Below are 18304 nucleotides of genomic sequence, written 5' to 3'. Positions count from 1 at the left end.
AGAAATGAAAAAGATCTATATGTTGTTTTTGTTTCTGCTAACTGCATCCATTCTTTTAATAGGATGTAGTGCGAAGAAAGAGAAGTCTGATGTTAGTTTAGAAAAGGCACAAAAAATTGAAATTGAATCGCTTATTGATTCGAGTGATAAAAAAACAATTACCGATAAGAAAGAAATCACAAAGTTGTTTGAATCAATCAAAATGGATGAGTGGGAAATGGAATCGGCTCCTTTAGATACTCCGCAAGGGAAAACGTTTAAAATGTATCAAGAGGATACACCGAAATTATTGGATTCGGGTAAAGATAAAAAAGAGTTACATGAAATTGGTACTATGACAGTATATAAAGATGTCCCTTATGTCGAAGTTGAAATGAAAAATAAGAAAATGAGTTTTAAAGTGCCAGAAGATGTGGCGAAAGATTTATTACAATATTAATAAAAAGACGCTCGGAGAAAATTCCGAGCGTTTTTCATTATTTTAAGTTCTCTGGGTTTAAAGCTTCTAGTTCAGTTACAACGAAGCGTCCGTCTTTACGGATTAATACGTCGTCGAAGTAAATTTCACCGCCGCCGTATTCAGGGCGCTGAATGCATACTAAATCCCAGTGAATGTTAGAGTTGTTGCCGTTCCATGCATCATCATAAGCTTGTCCAGGTGTGAAGTGGAAGCTGCCATCGATTTTTTCATCGAATAGGATGTCTCCCATTGGATGTAAGATGTATGGGTTTACGCCGATTGCGAACTCACCAACGAAACGCGCGCCTTCGTCTGTATCGAAGATTTTGTTAATGCGCTCTGTATCATTTGCAGTTGCTTCAACGATTTGACCGTTCTCAAATTTAAGTTGTACATTTTCAAATGTATAACCGTTGTAAGGAGATGGTGTATTGTATGAAACTGTACCGTTAACAGAATCGCGAACTGGTGCAGAGTATACTTCACCATCTGGAATGTTTAAATGACCCGAGCATTTAATAGCTGGAATGTCTTTAATAGAGAATGTTAAGTCAGTTCCAGGGCCAGTTAAGCGAACCTTATCTGTTTTATTCATTAATGTAACAAGGCTATCCATCGCCTTATCCATTTTACCGTAGTCTAAGTTACAAACTTCGAAGTAGAAGTCTTCGAAAGCTTCTGTGCTCATTTTAGCAAGCTGCGCCATAGAAGCATTTGGGTAGCGAAGAACAACCCAGCGTGTTTTCGGAACACGGATGTCTCTATGAACTTTTTTGCCAATTGTTTGGCCGTGAACTTTCATACGTTTACTTGGAACGTCAGCTTGTTCGTTAATGTTATCACCAGAGCGAAGGCCGATATAAGCGTCCATATCTTTCATTACGCTCGCTTCATATGCAGCGATTTGTTCGAAATGTTCTTCAGTAGCACCCATTAATAAAGAGCGATCTACTTGATGATCTTTTAAAGAAACGAATGGGAAACCACCAGCTGCATATGCTTCTTTTACAAGTGCAGTTACAAGTTCTTTTTGTAAGCCAAAGTTTTCAATTAATACTTTTTCGCCTTTTTGTAAACGAATAGAGTAGTTAATTAAATTGTATGCTAACTTTTCAATGCGTGGATCTTTCATATGTAAAGCCTCCCTACTAATTATGTAACCTCTCCTATTGTAACCTACTTAGTGGAATTTGTTGAATCATTTATGTTAAAGTTAACGAATAAGTATGAAAATTCTAATGGAAAGATAGGGATTAGAATGAAACGGAAAATGATTGTATAATGGGAGAAAGTATGAAAAAGATAAAGGAAGTGATGAAATGCAAGTTCTTCTATATGTAAGTGCGGCTATTATCGCGGTTGCTTTCGCAGTATTAGTAGTGTATGTATGCAGAACGTTGTTATCGGTTCAGAAGACGTTAGAAAACGTTGCGAGCACGTTAGAAGGTTTAGAAAAGCAAATGCAAGGAATAAGCGTAGAGACGGAGCAATTATTACATAAGACAAATGCGTTAGCTGATGATATTCAACAGAAGTCACAGTCGCTAAATAAAGTAGTAGAAGGTGTGGATGGAATCGGAACGACGATCCACTCTTTAAATACGAAGCTTCGCAACGTTTCAGAGTCTGTTACGGACGAAATTGAAAATAATGCAGATAAAGTGGCACAAGTTGTACAGTGGAGCAGTGCAGCAATTGAAGTATACAACCATTACCGTACTACGAGACAAGAGAAAAAGGTTGAAAAAGAAGAGCGTAAACTTGAGAGAGCTGAGCAGAAGGCTGAAAAGAGAGAGAAGCGCTCTAGACTTCGCATGAGAGGTGAGTAACGATGAGTATGATGAAGATTGAAACGATTGAAGAACTTGAAGCGTTAGTAGAAAAGAACGAGCCTTACGTTCTTTTTAAGCATAGTACGACATGCCCAATTAGTCACGGTGCATATACTGAGTTTCAAGCGTATTGCGGTGAAGAAAGAGAAGTGCCAGCATATTACTTATACGTACAAGAGGCGAGAGATGTTTCGAACCATGTTGCAGAGCAGTACAGCATTAAGCATGAATCTCCGCAAGTGTTATACATAAAAGATGGAATGGTAGTATGGCATACATCGCACTGGAATATTAAAAAAGAAGCTTTAGAAGAGAATGTAAAATAGGGAGAGGCAAGCGAAGGGCTTGCTTCTTTTTTATTTTGTTGCAATATATTTAGTGGTACACTAGAGATACTTTAAAACTAAGTAAATTGACTTTTGAAAGTGGGTTTTAAGCAATGAAGAAAATGGCATTATGCATCGCAAGCTTAAGTTTATTACTGGGGGCTTGCAGCAATAATACTATTGAGAAGAAGGATGAAGTTGTACAGAAAGATACGAAAGAAAAAAGTATGATTCCAAGAACTGCTGTTTCTAAGGATTACTATAGAACTGTTATTCCTTTAAAAGAACAAAAGGTAATTAATACAGTTAATGTTAAAACTAATTCTAAACTAGATTTAGCAGAATATGAAAATGGTTTAATGGATATTGCTTCAAAACAATTCGATACAGAAAATTACGTATTACAATTAAATCAATATATTCCAGAGAAAACAATTGATGAATTAGTTACGAAACAAGAAGTACCAGTTTTGACTAATATTATAGAACAGGACTACTTCGGCAAACAAAATTCAAATGAACTAAGCTTATCTGGCGTTGTTATTGGTTTATCTATGTCTTCAAGTGTATCTAATGAGGAAGCTATTTCTAAAGGTACTGAAGTCGCTAAGGGGCTTATAGAAGCTATTAATAAAAATGATAAATATAACAAATCTCCAATTACGTTTGCTATATTTAAGCAAGAAAGTACAAGTTCTTTAAAGAATGGTACTTATATTTCAAGCGCTACTGTTCAAAAGAACGAGACTAATCTTGGAAATTGGGATACTATTGATGAAAAGTCGTATTCGTATCCTTCTCAAGAATTTGAGGGGGCACATGGAGAAGATAATGATAAGCTAAAGGATTTTTCTAAAGCAATGAAGGCATTTTCTCCAGGAGATTATATCCCTGTTAATGCTAAGATTTCTTATAAGCAAAATAAGATGGATAAATTAAAGATGGATATTGTCGTTAAATATAACGGTAAGTCAGAATTAATGGCACTCTCTCAAACGGCTGCTCAAAGTATGTTAGAACAATTTCCTAAAGATGCTAAAGTTCAATTACAAATAAAGTCCGAGAATAAAATCGAGGCTGTTATTATAAAAGAGAAGAACAGCGATAAACCGTTTGTTTCTTTCTTATAATGAAAAGACAGTTTTTAAGCTGAGGCTACTGAAAAAGTGAATACTTCGAGAAAAACATTTCGAATTTCCTAAAGATGTTGAAAGAAGAAAGGAGGTCATTACCTGTACATAGTAGAGAATGACCTCTTTTTTCTTATGAAATAGACTCTTTCAGTGCCTTCTTTAAAGTGTCAGATTATGTTGATGTTATTCAAATTGGCGCTCGCAATATACAAAACTTTGAACTGTTAAAGGCAGCTGGTGCTGTAAATAAACCAATATTATTAAAGCGTGGTTTATCAGCAACAATTGAAGAATTTATTAATGCAGCAGAATATAGTATGGCAGAGGGGAATGGTACTATCATTTTATGTGAGCGTGGTATTCGCACATATGAAACAGCAACGCGTAATACGCTTGATATTTCCGCTGTGCCAATTTAAAAGAAAGAAACACATTTACCTGTTGTTGTCGATGTAACGCATTCTACAGGGCGACGTGGCCTTCTATTACCGTTTGCAAAAGCGGCTATGGCAATTGGTGCTTTTGCTATTATGGCTGAAGTACATCCAGACCCAGTAGTTGCATTATCAGATGAAGCGTAGCAAATGGACATTCCAGAATTCAATGAGTTTATGAAAGAATTAAAAGCATTCGGAAGTAAATTATAAAAAGATTTCTTAGTCTATGTAGGCTTGTTACATAGCTTTTTTACAAAAATTGACCTTTTTTGCATAAAAAATACGAAAATACGAGAAAAGAAGCGAATTTTTTCGAAACTTTTGCGGGAAAATATTGTATGACCCTGTGTTTTTAGCGTATCATTAGTAAAAGGAAGAACTCGGGACGATTGTTGGCATCTGCAAATAGAGTTGATGTCTTTTTTTCATTCAAGTGAACCGATACATAAAAATAGATAACATAAATAGAAGGAGTGTGCGAAGAGATGAACGTAACAATCTATGATGTAGCGCGTGAAGCAAATGTTTCAATGGCTACCGTATCACGCGTTGTGAATGGTAACCCAAATGTAAAGCCTACAACAAGAAAGAAAGTATTAGAAGCAATTGATCGTTTAGGATACCGCCCGAATGCGGTAGCACGTGGACTAGCAAGTAAGAAGACAACTACAGTGGGTGTTATTATTCCTGATATCTCAAATACGTTTTATGCAGAACTTGCTCGTGGAATTGAAGATATCGCAACAATGTACAAATATAACATCATTTTAAGTAACTCTGACCAGAACAAAGAGAAAGAGTTCCACTTATTAAATACGATGCTTGGGAAACAAGTGGACGGGATTGTTTTCATGGGTGAAGATATTACAGATATTCACGTTGAAGAGTTCAAAAAATCTCCAGTACCAATTGTATTAGCAGCGTCATTTGATGAACAAAATGAAACGTCATCAGTAAATATTGATTATACACAAGCAGCTTACGATGCAATGAAGCATTTTATTGAGCAAGGACATAAACGTATCGGTTTCGTCTCTGGTCCTTTCATTAATAAAGCAGGAAGCGCGAAGAAGTTACAAGGTTATAAAAAAGCTTTAGAAGAAGCAGGTATTTCATATGATGAAAATCTTATAATTGATGGAGATTACACATATGATTCAGGTATAGAAGCGTTTGAAAGACTTTGGGGCATGGATGAAAAACCAACAGCAATCTTCGTATCTTCTGATGAAATGGCACTAGGTGTAATCCACGCAGCACAAGACGCGGGATTAAACGTACCAACGGATATCGAAGTGCTTGGTTTTGACAACACACGTCTTGCATTAATGGTTCGTCCGCAACTTTCGACAGTTGTACAACCAATGTATGATATCGGTGCAGTAGCAATGCGTCTACTAACGAAATATATGAACAAAGAAAAAGTAGAAGATCACTCAGTTATCTTACCTCACCGTATCCAATTTAGAGATTCAACGAAGTAAGAATAAGAGAGCTCACAGCGATAGCTGTGAGCTTTTATTCATATTCAGGATAATGGTGTTTAACTACTGTATCTACACTTTCAGTTTTCTTAACATGTAAAAAGCGTGCATATAATTCTTTTCCTGTCTCAAATGGTGTGTCATCTAATTCGAAAACATGCAACACTTTTCTAAACGTCCATGTTACTTGCTCACCGTACATATTATCGTACGTATCTTCAGACTGTAGAGCTATCTTTTCACCTAGCTCATGAGCTTCCTCTAAACTGTTCGCCTTAACGAGAATGATACTTTCTTCAAAAAGTGTATCGTGATTCTCTTCATAATGTTCATCAATTTTACTAGGATTAGGTTTACCTGAATGGACAGATTCAAATAATAATTTTACAGCATACATATGGGAGAATCTCCTTATGCTGAATGTTTTACTTTATAAACAATACTCGCGATAAGTGAAGCGGGTATTGTAAATACGTTACTTTGATAATGATAATGTACTTGGGATTCTTCATAAGACATTTTGTCGTAAAGTTCATTTTGAGACACGTTCATTTTTTTCTGTTTTTCCTTGAGCATCTTAATATAGTTGTACTGTATTGGGACGAGAATGATGAAATAGGCTAATACGATTAGTGAAATCCAAATCATTATGAACACTCCCTTACAAAGAATATTTCTATATAACAATTATATCAATAAAAAGAAAAAATAACCATTTATTATTAGGGCGCATTTTCTTCTAAAAATGCGAACAGTTCCTCTTGGTTTCTTAAATTGCGATCAATACATGTTTGAGCAATACATTTTAATCCTTGTAATAATGTGTCTATGTACAAAGTATCGTACTGAATTATATTTCCCTCTACCATTGTTTCATCTATTTCCAAGTTAATTGATATTTTTAGTACAGCTGTATTGCTTTGCAAATTTACAACGTCGATGCAAAAAAACTGTTTTTCTAAGTCAATCGTAACATAATCGAATCTTTCGGATAGCTCCAAATTGCATGTGGTAGTGTATTCCAAATGAAAGCCTCCTTATTGTGTAAGTGTATGTTGTAATGCTTTCGCTACAGTGGGGGAGATTCCTTGTTATATGTCACACAAGTGCAAATTTAACTATTATAGGGCAATGTCATGTATAATAGAAAGAAAAGGCTTGTGAGGGGGGAGAAGAGATGATCGTTCTTTGGATAATTACGCTTTGCATGACTGCTATTTTTGCATATATGACGTTAAAACAAAATGGCTTAAAGCGATTTGTTCCAGGAAGTATTCTTGCAGGAATCGCCCTTATCACGTATGTAATTTCTATTTTTATTGAAAGTGTATCAGTGGACATGAGCACAAGTTTAATGTTCATGGGTATTACACTATTTGCAGGTAGCATTATGGTACTTATGGTTGCAGGTATTATTGCATTTATTCATATGAATTCGGAAACGTTATAGCATATAAAAAAAGGCATGTCCCGAGGGGGCATGCCTTTTTATCCGTTCAGTTATGCTCTATCTTTAGAAGAGTTTTGTTGTTTTAGTAAGTCGCGAATTTCGCCAAGAATTTCTTCTTCTTTTGTTGGTTCTGGAAGTTCTTCTTTCTTTTCTTCTTCTTCTCTTTTAGATGTTAGTTTGTTGAAAACTTTAACAAACATAAAGATAGCAGCTGCAATAATTAAGAAATCAAAAATAGTTTGGATGAAGTTACCATACATAATAGATGATTTACCGAATGTAAGTTTTAAATCTGTAAAGTTAACGCCGCCCAGTACCATACCAAGTAATGGTGTGATGATATCTTTAACTAAAGAACTAACGATTTTACCGAATGCAGCACCGATTACAACCCCGACAGCTAAATCGATTACATTCCCTTTGAATGCGAATTTTTTAAACTCGTTCCACATGTGTTAATCCCATCCTTTCCACGATTCAATATGAAATTTATAATTCCTATCAACATATTCTATAGAAATTTGTGATAGAAATAAAGAGGAAATGGGAATGAAAGTAAATTCTGAAAAATGTATCCGTTTTAATTTTTGCTTACAGCTTGCAGTAGAGATTGGAGCATTTGTTGAGATTTTAATCCTTCTAATCCATCTACAATAGGCTGTGTATCACCTTGTACACATTGGATAAAATGATGAACAGCATCTTCAAATCCGCGCTGCTTTAACGTTGTCTCCCATGATGGTGAACTACTTTGTGAAACGGAGTTTTCTTGCTCAATTTCAAATGTGTTCATATTTTTTACGCGAATGATTTTACCTGCCGTTACAAGTTCAATTTGTTCTAAATTTGTACCTGCATGGCGGTGCATCGCCGTAGAAAGTAAAAGTCCATTTGCAGTTGTATATGTATGATGTCCGTAAAGAAGTTCGTTCTTTTCATTGATTTGCATCATATTATGAACGATGTTAAGGTCATCGTTAGCTAACCAGCGAGCAGTATCTACAATATGTAAGTAATCATCTAACATAGTAAAGTCATACGTATATGGCCCCACCTTATTTGTGCGGTGCTTTTCAATTCGAATCCATGAAGTATCATTAGCTTGCTCTTTGGCAGTAACGTACATAGGAACGAAACGGCGATTAAATCCCACCATTAACTTTCGATTATACTTTTCACTCATTTCAACTAGCTTCTCTGCTTGCTCAGTAGTAGCAGCTAGCGGCTTATCAACATAAACATCGATTCCTTTTTTCAGAAGTTCAGAAACGATTTCATAATGTGTAGCAGTTGAACTATGAACGAAAGCCGCATCACATTCTGAAGCGAGTGCCTGAAGGTTAGCGAAATCTTGAATACGATATTGCTCGCAAATTTGTTTTCTTTTATTAACATTAGGTGTAAACGCTCCCACAAAAGTCCAATCAGTTTCCTTTGTCAGTGTTGGAAGGTAAGCCTTTTGTGCAATACTACCTAATCCAATCATTCCAATACGAGGTTTGCTCATGTTTTTTTCCCACCCTATTATAAATATATAAGTTGTCTAGCTGTATAGCTATGTGACGAAATAACTGTAGCATAGACTGGGGAGAATGGCAAAAAATAGATTTAAAAATGATACGTTTTTTATAGGAAATGAGCTTTTATTTATTTGTCGCTAACAAAATCTTCTCTATCTCTTCAAAGTTATGAACACGGGCATGCTCTAGCGGGGTAACACCATCGTTGTCGGGAATATTTACATCTGCACCGTGCTCAATAAGAAGCTGAATGACTTGTTGCTGTGTTTCGTTTCCATTACTTAGTACGATGGCTTCCATTAAAGCGGTCCACCCGAGATTATTTACATGGTTAACATCAATAGTTGTTCGCGTAAGGAGTTCTTTAATAACATCAATATAGCCATGTTCTGAGGCGGGGATAAGAGCTGTTCCGCCGTAACGATTTGTAAGCGATGGATCTGCACCGGCATCAATCGTTAGTTTTAAAATATCAAAGTAACCTTCTGCACCGGCGTATAGAAAGGGATTGTTTTTCATATCGTCTTGGATATTTACGTCAGCCCCTGCTTCAATAAGCACTTTTGCAGTTTTTACATCATTTTTGTATGTAGCAATCATAAGAGAAGTACGTCCTTTATTGTCCGTTATATTTATGTCAGCCCCTTTTTTGAGTAATGATATAACAGTATTCGTTTCTTGTTTCTCAGTAGCTGTTAGTAGTGCTGTCTCCATGTTTGTCATCTCCTTTTTAACTTCTTGTTCTTGTGAGCATCCTTGTAAAAAAATTACGCAACATATCATGCTTAATGTTTTTTTGAACATGGAATTTCAACCTCCTTTTGCAAGCAATTCGGTATCCTAATTTAAACTGTAAAATAGGAACATTAAATTTTTATAAACTGGTGCTAAAATTACTATAAAATCGCTTGAGTATTTGAACATATATTTTTATGCTTATGAATAACAAGGTTTGTTAAAGTGAGGATGTAAGATATGTCTATTAAAACAAGATTTTTATTTTCTTATATCGCTGTTATTCTCGTTTCCATCACGCTCATATTAGTCGCGGGATTTTTAATTGTTTTTTCCATAACAGGAGACTTGGAATCAGTGAAAAATTTCTATAAAAGTTCCTATATTCAAAAGCCGCTTACGCCAGAAGAAGAGAATACGTATATTGAATTGAAATTAGCGGCAAAGAAAAATCAATCACAACTATTAGATGAATCGTTCGTTTCATCACTTGAAAAAGAAGGTGTGAAAATAGTTGTAAGAAAGGGAGAAACCATTTCTTATGCTACAAAAATATTTGAAGGTGTATCTTTAAAAGAAGCCATTCCGAAATTTGAATCAGCAAATATTAATAGTCGTGGTACAACGGAACTAGGCGATACATTTTATCGATATGTAAAATTTGATTTTTATTTTCCCGGAGATGAAGAAGGGAGTATATTTGTACTAAAAAGGCAGAGTTCATTTGTCGATCTTACACAAAAATTATTTCCAATTTTGTTCGGATCGCTTTTACTGTTAGCCATTTTACTCATAGGGTTATTAAGTTATTTCGTCTCAAGAAGTGTGATAAAACCAATTTTTGTATTGAAAGATGCGACTGGGAGAATTAAAGAAGGGGATTTAGATTTTCAAATTCCAGTTACATCCTATGATGAGATTGGGCGATTAAATCAAGGGTTTGAGGAAATGAGGAAGAGATTAAAAGAGTCGATAGAGATGCAAACACAGTATGAAGAAAATCGAAAAGAACTCATTTCAAACATATCTCATGATTTAAAAACACCGATTACATCTATTATTGGATATGTAGAAGGCATAAAAGATGGAGTCGCAAATACGCCAGAAAAAATGGATAAGTATTTAACGACCATTCATACGAAGGCAAAACATATGGATACACTCATTGATGAGCTCTTTTTGTTTTCAAAGCTTGATTTGAATCGAGTTCCCTTTCAGTTTGAAACGATAGAGTTAAACGTGTTTATGCAGGAATTATTAGAAGAGATGCAGATGGATTTAAGTGAGGAAGGTATAGAAGTTTACTTACAATTACAATCATCACCACTATATGTAACGGCTGATTGCGAAAAGATAAATAGAGTTATATCAAATTTGATTCATAATAGTGTGAAATACATGGATAAAGAAGAGAAGAAAATTACTGTAACAGTATTGAGTGATAACAATAAAGTTATTGTGAAAGTGATGGACAATGGGTCAGGTATAGAAGCTGATACGCTGCCGTATATATTTGAGCGGTTTTATCGTGCAGAGCAATCGCGAAATTCTAGCACAGGTGGAAGTGGACTTGGCTTAGCGATAGCGAAGCAAATTGTTGAAGAACATGGCGGGGAAATTTGGGCGGAAAGTAAGCTTGGGGAAGGTACAAGTATTTTCTTCTCATTGAAAAAAGTACAGGAATGTGGTGAGTAGAATGAAGAGAATTTTACTAGTAGAAGATGAAATAAGTATTGCAGAATTACAGCGAGATTATTTAGAAATTAGTGATTTTCAAGTTGATGTAGAGCATTCTGGAGAAACAGGCTTACAAAGGGCTTTACAGGAAGATTATGATTTAATTATTTTAGATATTATGCTTCCGAAAATGAATGGTTTTGAAATTTGTAAACAAATACGTGCTATAAAAGACATTCCGATTTTACTTGTTTCAGCAAAGAAGGAGGATATAGATAAAATTCGCGGACTCGGTTTAGGCGCGGATGATTATATAACGAAGCCGTTTAGTCCAAGTGAATTAGTCGCAAGAGTAAAAGCACATATTTCTCGTTATGAAAGATTATCAGGAAATGTGAGTAAGCAACGCGATACGTTATATATTCATGGAATTTCTATCGATCAGCGAGCGAGAAAAGTTTTTATAAACAATGAAGAAATTGCGTTTACAATGAAAGAATTTGATTTATTAACATTCTTTGTAACGCATCCAAACCAAGTATTAAATAAAGAACAGTTATTTGAACGTATTTGGGGACTAGAATCAGCTGGCGATTTAGCCACTGTCGTTGTTCACATTAGAAAGCTACGTGAAAAAATTGAAAGAGATCCTGCTCACCCGCAATATATTGAAACAGTGTGGGGAGCTGGTTATCGCTTTAACGTGTAATGTACCTGCCAAGTAATTGGTAGGTTTTTTATGTTATTCGAACAAAAAGGGAATAATAGGTAATTTATGTTAAGATATAAAGAGAGATAAAACATAGGAGAGCATGAGAGGGCGTGCTACATTTTGGGAGATACATTAAAAGATAATAAATCAAACAAGGCTTTAAAGATTGGAACCAATATCATACTTATCTTATTAATTATCGGTGCAATACAAATGTTTTATGATGAAGATTCTACGAATGATCATTTCGGTGGGTTATTTATGATGGTCTTTTTTGGAATTAAAATAATTTCTAATTTTATGATGAGTATAAAAGCAGGAGATAAAAAGTCGATATTCATTGATGTAGGCTTAATGATTTTTTTGTTCTTCTTGTTGTTTCTAGTGTGAAATATTTCTTTTGAAAAAAGTTCATATTCTTATAGAGGCTGTGAGCTTTCCTTAGTAATAACGGTACTAGTGTAACGATTTATAAAATGTTTGAGTAGTAGAAGTAAACTGAGCAGCTTCTTCTAAAAAAGGATAATGGTTACTCTCCTCAAATATCACAAAGATAGAATTACGTATACCCTCATGCATCTCGATAGAATATTGGATCGGGCACTGTACATCATGTCTTCCGCATATAATAAGGGTCTTTGTTTGGATGGAAGGTAAATTCTCTCTTAAATCAAATGACGGATATTCATTGGCGAAAGTATTCATCCGGCTAGCGGACATAGTTTTTTTGATTGGTTTACAAAAATAAAATTTGTAGTTTTCGGGTTTATACAATGATAATTTTGTTCTCTTAGTAGATAGTTCTTTCCGTTCTTCACTTGTAAGGTGAGGGCTTTTTAAAGTTTCGATGAGTTGTTGCATATAATGAAACTGAGGATGTGCTGGGTGATAAATGCAAAATAGTGTTTCGGTATAGTTACTTGCTGCGGCTCCAACGATGACTAATGATTGTAAGGAATTTGGATATGTAATCGTATATAAAAGTCCAAGCATACCGCCTGTTGAGTGGCCAGCGAAATGCCATGTTGGGAGTTGTAAAGCTTCTCGTATTGCTTCTAAGTCGTGAACGGTTTCAATCATACTTAATTCTTTTTCTGAATTGGCTTTTGCTGAGTTACCAGCGTTTCGTAAATTAATGAGCAATACACGATGCGTAGCAGTGAAAACATCCGCAAAGTAATCGCCAGTTTCATTAAATTGTGAATAGTGATGTGTAATGCAAAGCGGTTCGCCATTTCCTTTTGTAAAGATTTCAAATGTGCCACGTTTCGTGTTGATTATTTGTTGTGTCCACATAATATCACGACCTTTTCTCATAAAAGTTGGACCGGCTAATTCTTAAATAAAATATATCAGCGAATCTCAAAATATATCGACTTACCGACAGAAAACGACAATAATAGCTAGCTATAAATAAAAGGAGGCTGTTCAAAAGCGAGCCTCCTCTCTGTTTAATATAAAGATTTTGTCATATTATTCCGAATAATTTCAAGAGATTTCGCTACAGTTAATGCATTTTTTTCTTCGATTTCTGGTTTTCTAGGGATAGGTTGATACATGTTGTCTGGATCTTCCCATGTAAGGGGAAGGTCGGTTTCTGCTTGTCCTTTCCAAGCGTCAATCCATTCTGGAGGGAGATAACCTGAGATGTTTTGGATGTTGTTCATTTCGAGCCAAATGAGTGCCCAAGCTCTTGGTACGACGCGCCAGTGATCATAGCCACCACCGCCGACAGCAATCCAGCGCCCGTCGCAATATTCATTAGCGATTTCACGAGCGAGCTTCGGTATTTCACGGTAAATGTTCATCGTTGCGCAAAGGTGTGTAAGTGGATCGTAATAATGTGCATCAGCACCATTTTGCGTTAAAATAATATCCGGTTTAAAGTATGCTGCCACTTCTTTTACAACTGTTCGATATGAATCTAAAAACGATTCGTCTTCTGTAAAAGCGTCGAGTGGAACGTTAAAAGAATAATTATATCCATTTCCTTGTCCACGTTCATTTACTGCGCCAGTTCCAGGAAATAAATAACGCCCAGTTTCGTGTAATGAAATGGTGCATACGTTAGGATCGTCGTAAAAAGACCATTGTACCCCGTCGCCGTGATGAGCATCTGTATCAATATATAAAACGCGTAAACCGTATTTCTTCTGAATATATTTCATTGCGATAGAGCTATCGTTATAAATACAAAAGCCAGATGCTTTACCACGAAAGCCATGATGTAAGCCGCCACCTAAATTGAGGGCGTGCTTTACTTTCCCAGAAATAACAGCATCGACAGCTGTTAATGTTCCGCCAACGAGTAATGCACTTGCTTCATGCATATTTGGAAACATTGGTGTATCTTCTGTTCCAAGTCCATATGTCATCGCAATTGATTTTTCTAACTTTCCTTCTCCAGCAAGTTTTACCGCATTTATGTACTCCTCTGTATGAATGAATGCAATTTCCTCATCTGTAGCCATTCTTGGCGAGATGACTTGAGAAGGGGAGATAAAACCACTCTTTTGTAATAAGTCATACGTAAGTGTGACGCGTAGTTGGTTAAAAGGATGATCAGGGCTAAAAGAATAGCCCCGAAAGTCATCCGAATAAATGAAGGCGCTGCTCATGCTTGCATCCCCATTATGTTTGGCCATAATACGCGGTAGCCCTCTGCTTCGAGTGCATCGATCACTTTTAGAGGATTCATCGTTTGAATGCGGAAAACGAGTACTTTATCATTCTCATCTTTTGCTGGATAGACGAGAACGCTCACAATATTTATTTGTAAATCACTAAAAATAGCAACGACTTTTCCAAGAATACCAGGTTCATTTTTCACTTGAATTTCAATTTGTGAACTTGGTTGATGAGCTCCTGTTAATTTTACTAACGTGTGCAGCACTGTAGATTCAGAAATGATACCTACGAGTTTTCCAGCTTTCGTAACAGGAAGACAGCCTATTTTATTTTCAAAAAATAAAGTCGCAATTTCCTCAACGAAATCGAGAGGGTGACAAGTCATAACAGGGTGTTTCATTATGAGTTCAAGCGGTTGCTTCAGCATATCGAGTGAAACTTGTTCATCTAAAATAGACGGACTTGCATCTCTTACATCTCGATCAGAAATAATGCCTACTACGTGATTATTTTGATCGACAATTGGAATGTGCCGAATACCTTTCGTACGTATCGTTCGGATTGCTGTTTCAATTGTATCGTTTGGATGTAGTGTTACTACATTTTGATTCATAATTTCTTCTACAATCATTCCAGTTGCCCCCTTTATTAATACATAAAACGATTGTGAAAACGTAGACGATCAAATGCTTGAATGGAATCCGTATCGACGCGTTTACCGATGCGAACCATTAAACAGTTAGCCGGGTGTGAACAAATTTCAGGATCGTCTGTAGCCATCCATTGTAAACCACCAGCATTCATCATTTTTTCCATTACTTTTCGGTATTCCCAAACATTTAAGCCTGTTTGTTTTAAATCCCAGTGCCAATAATATTCAGTCGTTAGTATAATGTAATCTTCCATATGATCGTCCATCATTGAAACTTCTAATAAATTTTTTCCGACAGAGCAACCACGAAAGGCTGGGACAACTTCAATCGCCCCGAGTTCAATTAAGTTTTCAATCTTTCCTTCTGACCATCGCTCGAGCGGATCAGGATATAAGTATGTAACATATCCAACGATCGTTTGGTCATGTCTAGCAATAATGAGACGAGCTTCTGGTAATTTAGAAATTTCGACAATTGCTTTATATTGCTGCTCGGCAGGACGAAACGCAATTAAGTCTGGATGAAATTCATACATTTCAAGATTATGTGTAGAGACAGGACCTTCAATAATTAAAGTGCCTTTCGCTGTTTTTAAGTTTCTGGCATTATATATTTTTTTATGAATCAATTTATTGCTCACCACCTTGAGGGTTTGTGAATCTATTAATATCGTACTTTATAATATATGCGATGTGAATCGAATTTTGTCATTAAAAATTTGTCTAAAAATCAACAAAAATACTGAAAATTTTAAATAATGTCATTATAATAGATAATAGAATACATAGGAGGGGGATGTAAAGTATGAAAGTGGAAACGCTTCCTGTCATTAAAGGAGAAAATAATTTGCCGAATTATGAAGAGGCATACGCGAATTTTAACTGGGAAGAGGTTAATAAAAATTTTACTTGGAATGAAACAGGACGAGTAAATATGGCGTATGAGGCAATTGATAAGCATGCGAAATCAGATCGAAAGAATAAAGTAGCACTTTATTATCAAGATGGATCGCGAAAAGAGAAATATACGTTTAAGGAAATGAAGGATTTTTCTAATAAAGCAGGAAATGTCCTGAAAAACTATGGCGATGTTGAGAAAGGCGATCGCGTTTTTATTTTTATGCCGCGTTCCCCAGAATTATATTTCGCGCTTTTAGGTGCAGTGAAATTAGGGGCAATTGTTGGACCATTATTTGAAGCATTTATGGAAGGCGCAGTTCGCGATCGTTTAGAAGATAGCGAAGCGAAGGTGTTAATTACAACTCCTGAATTGTTAGAGCGCATACCATTAAATGATTTACCTGCTTTAAAAACAGTCTTCCTTGTTGGAGACAATGCAGAAGAAGGCGGTAAAACTGTAGCGTTCAATCCTTTATTTGAACAAGCTTCAAAAGAATTACATATCGAATGGTTAGGCCGTGAAGACGGTTTAATTCTACATTACACATCTGGTTCTACTGGTAAGCCAAAAGGCGTCCTCCATGCGCAAAACGCAATGGTTCAGCACTATCAAACAGCGAAATGGGTATTAGATTTAAAAGAAGACGATGTATATTGGTGTACAGCTGACCCAGGCTGGGTAACTGGAACAGCTTACGGTATTTTTGCACCGTGGTTAGTGGGAGCATCAAATGTTATTTTAGGCGGGAGATTTAGTCCGGAGGCATGGTATGAAGCACTGCAAGATTACGGTGTAACAGTTTGGTATAGTGCACCGACAGCGTTCCGTATGTTAATGGGAGCTGGACAAGACGCAATTAAAAAATATGATTTATCACAAGTGCGTCACGTATTAAGTGTTGGTGAGCCATTAAATCCAGAAGTAATTCGCTGGGGTATGAGCGCATTTGGACTTCGTATTCATGATACGTGGTGGATGACAGAAACAGGTGGACAAGTTATTTGTAACTATCCTTGTATGGAAATCCGTCCAGGTTCAATGGGGAAACCAATTCCGGGTGTGAAAGCAGCGATTGTTGATAATGAAGGAAATGAAGTGCCTCCATACACAATGGGGAACTTAGCGATTGGTAAAGGTTGGCCAGCTATGATGCGTGGAATCTGGAATAACCCACAAAAATATGATTCTTACTTCATGCCGGGAGATTGGTACGTATCAGGTGACTCAGCTTATATGGACGAAGATGGATACTTCTGGTTCCAAGGACGTATTGACGATGTAATTATGACGTCAGGTGAGCGTGTTGGTCCGTTTGAAGTAGAAAGTAAATTAATCGAGCACGCTGCTGTTGCAGAAGCCGGTGTAATTGGTATTCCTGATCCAGTACGCGGGGAAATCATTAAAGCATTTATCGCGCTTCGCGTGGGATACGAACCATCTGATGAATTAAAAGAAGAGATTCGTCAATTTGTGAAAAAAGGTCTAGCAGCTCATGCAGCTCCAAGACAAATTGAATTTAGAGATAAATTACCGAAAACGAGAAGTGGTAAAATTATGCGCCGCGTATTAAAAGCGTGGGAATTAAACTTACCAACAGGTGACTTATCGACGATGGAAGATTAGAGAATATTTAAATGTAAGTATTATCGTGATTTGAAATTTTGAAAATAGAAGGTAAGCAAACATATTAGTTATGTTTGCTTACCTTTTTCAATGGGATTAAAGATTTAAAATAAAGAATAATTAACATAGCGGGAGGAGAAATACGTGATTACACTAAAGCCTATGGCCGAAGAGGAGTTTCAGCGTTATTGTGAGTATGCGATTGAAGATTATGCGAAAGAGAAGGTTGCTGCTGGAAATTGGAGTGAAGATGAAGCTGTTAACTTGTCCAAAATAGAATTTGACCGGCTGTTACCAAAAGGTGAAAAAACCGAGTACAATTACTTATACTCTATCTTTCATGATCAAAATCTAGTTGGAATGATTTGGATTGCGCAAAAAGCGCCTACAAGTAATGAGGCAGGTTTTATTTATGACTTTATTATTTTTGAGCAATATCAAGGGTTAGGGTATGGTAAAAAGGCAATGAAAGAACTTGAAGTGATTGCTAAAGAATTAGGAATGAAAAAAATTGGACTTCATGTTTTTGGTCATAACAAAGTTGCTCGTGGATTATATGAAAAGTTAGGCTATGAAATTACAAATATAAATATGATTAAATCTATTTAAGAAAGCTATTTATAAGTATTAAAAGGGGACTTCCTATAAAACAGTTGACTTTCGTTACGTAATTTGACGCCGAAAAGAACCGGATTTTTTATGGAAGAAAGAGTGTGTTTGAACCACACTCTTTC

General features: G+C 36.1%; 22 protein-coding genes and 1 pseudogene. 12 read left to right on the top strand and 11 right to left on the bottom strand.

The window, feature by feature from the left end; all coding sequences use genetic code 11:
* Nucleotides 1-4 precede the first annotated feature (4 nt).
* Nucleotides 5-439, top strand: a complete 435-nt coding sequence (locus tag NSQ69_RS23075) for a hypothetical protein (RefSeq protein ID WP_002129451.1) — start codon at nucleotides 5-7, stop codon at nucleotides 437-439.
* Nucleotides 440-476: 37 nt separating this feature from the next.
* Here NSQ69_RS23075 and NSQ69_RS23070 read toward each other — a convergent pair whose 3' ends face one another.
* Nucleotides 477-1592 carry an aminopeptidase gene (locus tag NSQ69_RS23070; RefSeq protein ID WP_341099706.1) on the bottom strand — a complete coding sequence of 372 codons (1116 nt, stop codon included), beginning with the start codon at nucleotides 1590-1592 and terminating at the stop codon, nucleotides 477-479.
* Between the two features lie 187 nt (nucleotides 1593-1779).
* Here NSQ69_RS23070 and NSQ69_RS23065 point away from each other — a divergent pair, with 187 nt between their 5' ends.
* The 5 genes and pseudogenes from NSQ69_RS23065 (at nucleotide 1780) to ccpA (ending at nucleotide 5672) form a co-directional block, all read left to right on the top strand.
* Complete coding sequence (locus NSQ69_RS23065; protein ID WP_050001013.1) at nucleotides 1780-2289, top strand: DUF948 domain-containing protein; 510 nt, start codon at nucleotides 1780-1782, stop codon at nucleotides 2287-2289.
* Nucleotides 2290-2291: 2 nt separating this feature from the next.
* Nucleotides 2292-2618 (top strand): bacillithiol system redox-active protein YtxJ, encoded by a 327-nt coding sequence (ytxJ, locus tag NSQ69_RS23060; protein WP_002067603.1) that lies wholly within the window; start codon nucleotides 2292-2294, stop codon nucleotides 2616-2618.
* A 113-nt stretch (nucleotides 2619-2731) separates the two neighbouring features.
* Entirely contained in the window at nucleotides 2732-3748 is a 1017-nt protein-coding gene (locus tag NSQ69_RS23055) for a CamS family sex pheromone protein (protein WP_002129446.1), read from the top strand.
* 170 nt (nucleotides 3749-3918) lie between these two features.
* A pseudogene (locus tag NSQ69_RS23050) lies at nucleotides 3919-4398 on the top strand (bifunctional 3-deoxy-7-phosphoheptulonate synthase/chorismate mutase); the annotation flags it as partial.
* A 275-nt stretch (nucleotides 4399-4673) separates the two neighbouring features.
* A complete protein-coding gene (gene ccpA / locus NSQ69_RS23045; protein WP_002034370.1) occupies nucleotides 4674-5672 on the top strand; it encodes a catabolite control protein A in 999 nt (332 codons plus the stop codon).
* Nucleotides 5673-5706: 34 nt separating this feature from the next.
* Here the strand turns inward: ccpA and NSQ69_RS23040 are convergent, their stop codons facing one another.
* The 3 genes from NSQ69_RS23040 to dhp61 form a co-directional block, all read right to left on the bottom strand.
* On the bottom strand, nucleotides 5707-6069 hold the full coding sequence (locus NSQ69_RS23040) for a DUF4288 domain-containing protein (protein WP_002184820.1): 363 nt from the start codon (nucleotides 6067-6069) through the stop codon (nucleotides 5707-5709).
* 14 nt (nucleotides 6070-6083) lie between these two features.
* On the bottom strand, nucleotides 6084-6320 hold the full coding sequence (locus NSQ69_RS23035; RefSeq protein ID WP_002129441.1) for a DUF3949 domain-containing protein: 237 nt from the start codon (nucleotides 6318-6320) through the stop codon (nucleotides 6084-6086).
* 74 nt (nucleotides 6321-6394) lie between these two features.
* The gene (gene dhp61 / locus NSQ69_RS23030) at nucleotides 6395-6697 is read right to left on the bottom strand and encodes a protein Dhp61 (protein WP_002129439.1); all 303 of its coding nucleotides are present in this window, start codon (nucleotides 6695-6697) and stop codon (nucleotides 6395-6397) included.
* A 152-nt stretch (nucleotides 6698-6849) separates the two neighbouring features.
* Between dhp61 and NSQ69_RS23025 the strand changes: the two genes are divergently transcribed.
* Nucleotides 6850-7122 carry a DUF3917 domain-containing protein gene (locus NSQ69_RS23025; protein WP_002129437.1) on the top strand — a complete coding sequence of 91 codons (273 nt, stop codon included), beginning with the start codon at nucleotides 6850-6852 and terminating at the stop codon, nucleotides 7120-7122.
* Nucleotides 7123-7172: 50 nt separating this feature from the next.
* Here NSQ69_RS23025 and mscL read toward each other — a convergent pair whose 3' ends face one another.
* The 3 genes from mscL to NSQ69_RS23010 form a co-directional block, all read right to left on the bottom strand.
* A complete protein-coding gene (gene mscL / locus NSQ69_RS23020) occupies nucleotides 7173-7574 on the bottom strand; it encodes a large-conductance mechanosensitive channel protein MscL (RefSeq protein ID WP_002015591.1) in 402 nt (133 codons plus the stop codon).
* A 128-nt stretch (nucleotides 7575-7702) separates the two neighbouring features.
* Nucleotides 7703-8629, bottom strand: coding sequence for a Gfo/Idh/MocA family protein (locus NSQ69_RS23015; RefSeq protein WP_341099704.1), 927 nt, complete (start codon nucleotides 8627-8629; stop codon nucleotides 7703-7705).
* A gap of 136 nt (nucleotides 8630-8765) precedes the next feature.
* Nucleotides 8766-9446 carry an ankyrin repeat domain-containing protein gene (locus NSQ69_RS23010; protein WP_002167563.1) on the bottom strand — a complete coding sequence of 227 codons (681 nt, stop codon included), beginning with the start codon at nucleotides 9444-9446 and terminating at the stop codon, nucleotides 8766-8768.
* Nucleotides 9447-9617: 171 nt separating this feature from the next.
* Between NSQ69_RS23010 and NSQ69_RS23005 the strand changes: the two genes are divergently transcribed.
* The 3 genes from NSQ69_RS23005 (at nucleotide 9618) to NSQ69_RS22995 (ending at nucleotide 12156) form a co-directional block, all read left to right on the top strand.
* Nucleotides 9618-11072, top strand: coding sequence for a sensor histidine kinase (locus NSQ69_RS23005; RefSeq protein ID WP_078421852.1), 1455 nt, complete (start codon nucleotides 9618-9620; stop codon nucleotides 11070-11072).
* A 1-nt stretch (nucleotide 11073) separates the two neighbouring features.
* A complete protein-coding gene (locus NSQ69_RS23000) occupies nucleotides 11074-11763 on the top strand; it encodes a response regulator transcription factor (protein ID WP_003191846.1) in 690 nt (229 codons plus the stop codon).
* Nucleotides 11764-11886: 123 nt separating this feature from the next.
* Nucleotides 11887-12156: a hypothetical protein gene (locus tag NSQ69_RS22995; RefSeq protein WP_002129432.1), complete on the top strand. Its 270-nt coding sequence runs from the start codon at nucleotides 11887-11889 to the stop codon at nucleotides 12154-12156.
* 66 nt (nucleotides 12157-12222) lie between these two features.
* Here the strand turns inward: NSQ69_RS22995 and NSQ69_RS22990 are convergent, their stop codons facing one another.
* From NSQ69_RS22990 to acuA, 4 genes are all read right to left on the bottom strand, one after another.
* Nucleotides 12223-13083: an alpha/beta fold hydrolase gene (locus tag NSQ69_RS22990; RefSeq protein WP_078213659.1), complete on the bottom strand. Its 861-nt coding sequence runs from the start codon at nucleotides 13081-13083 to the stop codon at nucleotides 12223-12225.
* A 134-nt stretch (nucleotides 13084-13217) separates the two neighbouring features.
* The gene (gene acuC / locus NSQ69_RS22985) at nucleotides 13218-14384 is read right to left on the bottom strand and encodes an acetoin utilization protein AcuC (RefSeq protein ID WP_078175968.1); all 1167 of its coding nucleotides are present in this window, start codon (nucleotides 14382-14384) and stop codon (nucleotides 13218-13220) included.
* Nucleotides 14381-15025 carry an acetoin utilization AcuB family protein gene (locus NSQ69_RS22980; RefSeq protein ID WP_002123078.1) on the bottom strand — a complete coding sequence of 215 codons (645 nt, stop codon included), beginning with the start codon at nucleotides 15023-15025 and terminating at the stop codon, nucleotides 14381-14383. The genes acuC and NSQ69_RS22980 overlap by 4 nt, the downstream gene beginning before the upstream one ends.
* A gap of 17 nt (nucleotides 15026-15042) precedes the next feature.
* Nucleotides 15043-15675 carry an acetoin utilization protein acetyltransferase AcuA gene (acuA, locus tag NSQ69_RS22975; RefSeq protein ID WP_002112293.1) on the bottom strand — a complete coding sequence of 211 codons (633 nt, stop codon included), beginning with the start codon at nucleotides 15673-15675 and terminating at the stop codon, nucleotides 15043-15045.
* Nucleotides 15676-15851: 176 nt separating this feature from the next.
* On the opposite strand from acuA, the gene acsA reads away from it, so the two are divergent.
* Both acsA and NSQ69_RS22965 read left to right on the top strand, forming a co-directional pair.
* A complete protein-coding gene (gene acsA, locus NSQ69_RS22970) occupies nucleotides 15852-17570 on the top strand; it encodes an acetate--CoA ligase (RefSeq protein WP_002067621.1) in 1719 nt (572 codons plus the stop codon).
* Between the two features lie 144 nt (nucleotides 17571-17714).
* On the top strand, nucleotides 17715-18179 hold the full coding sequence (locus tag NSQ69_RS22965) for a GNAT family N-acetyltransferase (RefSeq protein WP_002129425.1): 465 nt from the start codon (nucleotides 17715-17717) through the stop codon (nucleotides 18177-18179).
* Nucleotides 18180-18304: the final 125 nt, after the last annotated feature.

Origin of the sequence: Bacillus sp. FSL R10-2201, from assembly GCF_038008665.1 — a bacterium.
GTDB lineage: Bacteria > Bacillota > Bacilli > Bacillales > Bacillaceae_G > Bacillus_A > Bacillus_A mycoides.
This window is presented reverse-complemented; position numbering and strand designations above follow the sequence as displayed.